The 2013-nt window shown below is 56.2% G+C and carries 4 protein-coding genes; 1 reads left to right on the top strand and 3 read right to left on the bottom strand.

The features are described 5' to 3' along the window. Positions 1 to 83 precede the first annotated feature (83 nt). The gene (locus VBE63_RS28150) at positions 84 to 560 is read left to right on the top strand and encodes a type II toxin-antitoxin system VapC family toxin (RefSeq protein WP_323686292.1); all 477 of its coding nucleotides are present in this window, start codon (positions 84 to 86) and stop codon (positions 558 to 560) included. 196 nt (positions 561 to 756) lie between these two features. Here VBE63_RS28150 and VBE63_RS28145 read toward each other — a convergent pair whose 3' ends face one another. The 3 genes from VBE63_RS28145 to VBE63_RS28135 all read right to left on the bottom strand — a co-directional run. Further along, on the bottom strand, positions 757 to 978 hold the full coding sequence (locus VBE63_RS28145; RefSeq protein WP_323686291.1) for a hypothetical protein: 222 nt from the start codon (positions 976 to 978) through the stop codon (positions 757 to 759). Then, positions 960 to 1469, bottom strand: coding sequence for a DUF3782 domain-containing protein (locus VBE63_RS28140; RefSeq protein ID WP_323686290.1), 510 nt, complete (start codon positions 1467 to 1469; stop codon positions 960 to 962). Before VBE63_RS28140 ends, VBE63_RS28145 begins: the two co-directional genes overlap by 19 nt. Before the next feature lie 87 nt (positions 1470 to 1556). Further along, positions 1557 to 2013, bottom strand: a 457-nt coding sequence (locus VBE63_RS28135) for a LolA family protein (RefSeq protein WP_323686289.1), incomplete at its 5' end; no start/stop codon positions are given.

Genomic DNA, 2013 nt, shown 5'->3' with positions numbered 1-2013 from the left:
CATACATGGCCCACATTCTGTCTAATCAACTGTTCGGTGAAAACTGCCGCCATGGCGCAAGCTCTTAAAGAACCCGCCCGAGCATGAAGAAAAAGGTCTATATCGAAACGTCGATTCCCAGTTATCTCACTGCGAGGCCCAGCAGAGACGTCAGGGCTGCAGCTTGGCAACAGATCACAGGGCAATGGTGGGATGAAGCGCGTTCCAGATATGACTTGTTCACGTCGGAGTTAACTCTAACCGAAGCGTCAGCCGGAAATCCTGAAGCAGCGAAAAGGCGACTCAGAGCAATCGAAGACGTCCCTGAGCTCAGAATAGATAGAGAAGTTCAGGAATTTGCGGAACGCTTGATAGCAGAAGGAGGGATTCCTCCACAGGCTGAAGCAGATGCCCTGCATGTTGCCGTTGCTGCTGTTCACAATATCGACTACCTTCTTACGTGGAATTGCCGACACATCGACAATGCAGCGAAGAAGCCTATTATTCGCTCGATCTGTGAGAAAGCGGGTTATTCATACCCAGAAATCTGTACTCCTCTGGAGTTGCTACCCGAGGAATAATGCAATGTATCAAGACGAAATCATCGCTGAAGTCTGGAAGAATCGAGACGCTTATGCTAAAAAACACCATTACAGCCTGGCTGAGATGGTGGCGGATCTTCAAGCTAGGCAGGAAGAGCGAGGATCAAAAGTCGTAGACCACCGAACAATCGGCTCAACCCGACCGCATACTGCGCCGTCGAACTGAGGGCAGTGGTCAGAGATTCTCCACATCTTCCGCGAAGCCAAAGACCTCGATACCCAGTCGCTCGGCCACCGGGGGTGCCTCGGGCCGCACCATCGGTGAGATCACCAGCTTGCGGCTGACCTCGCGGCCGTGGCGGCGCTGGTAGTACTGGACCTTGCGCTCGAAGGTGTAGATGTCCGATTTCGACATCGATGACTTGAGTTCGCAGAGGATCAGGTGGCCATTGCGCACGATGATGTCGATCTCGACCTGATCGGGGACGCCGAAGACCGTGCCCTCGTCATCAAACTCACGTTGATCACTTCGACGCCAAAGGACTTCTCCAGGATACCCTTGAGGGCAGAACGGAAGCTGACCTCGGAGGCTAGGTCCCAGCGAGCGCCGAGGGCGCCAATACTCTGTTCGTGCCGGGTGCGCGCCTGCCGGATCTCATCGAGTAGCTGGTGGTTGATGCGGTTCTGCTCGTCCCACTTACGGTTCTGTTCGGCTAGATGGCGGTTCTGTTCATCCCACTTGCGGTTCTGTTCTTCCCACTTGCGCTCCTGCGCTTCGCGGTCAGCCGCCAGCTCACGAAGCACCCGATCGAAGCGATCGTCGAACCGCTCACTGCTGACCGCCGTGCGGCGGATCAGGTCTTCTAGCCAGAGGCGAAAGCCTGTGTCTTGCTGCAGCAGGGCTGGCAGCTCGGTCTGAAGCTGGGATTTGATCTCTTCAATAGACATCTTGGTAGCCCTTGTCGCTCGCTCCGATCAATCAAGCCAAAATCCACTGGCCTCGGCTTCCTGACGAGCGTAAACAGTCAGCGCGATTCAGTCCACCTGCAAGAAATCACTCCCCGCTGGGCGATTGAAGCGGAACATGGCATAGTCGAGCTGGGGGTTGCGCTTCAGGTCGGTGAAGATGAACCGGGTGAGCTGGCCGAAGCGGTCTTCCATCAGCAGATTGTCGAGCTGGCCATCCTTGAAGGCGATGCGCAGTTTGACCACCTCGGTGTCCTCGGCCTTGGGGACCAACTCGACCCAGGTGCGACCGTCGCCCTCATCGAGATTGCTGAGCTTGAAATAGTCTTCGACCGGTTGCTCGCTGGCCAAGAGCTGGGCCGGGGTGCCGTCGAGGATCTTCTTTTGGCTGCTGTGGGTGACCTGATTGAGCTCCTTGTCGTGGACGTAGATGCGCGAGCCATCGGCGACGATCTCTTGCTCATTGGGCGTCTCGTAATCCCAGCGGAATCGGTTTGGCCGCAGTAGGTAGAAGGTTCCGGTCGAT

It is taken from the genome of Lamprobacter sp. (assembly GCF_034860625.1).
Classification (GTDB): domain Bacteria; phylum Pseudomonadota; class Gammaproteobacteria; order Chromatiales; family Chromatiaceae; genus Lamprobacter.
The sequence above is the reverse complement of the archived record's forward strand: the minus strand, read 5'-3'. Positions and strand labels throughout refer to the sequence as shown.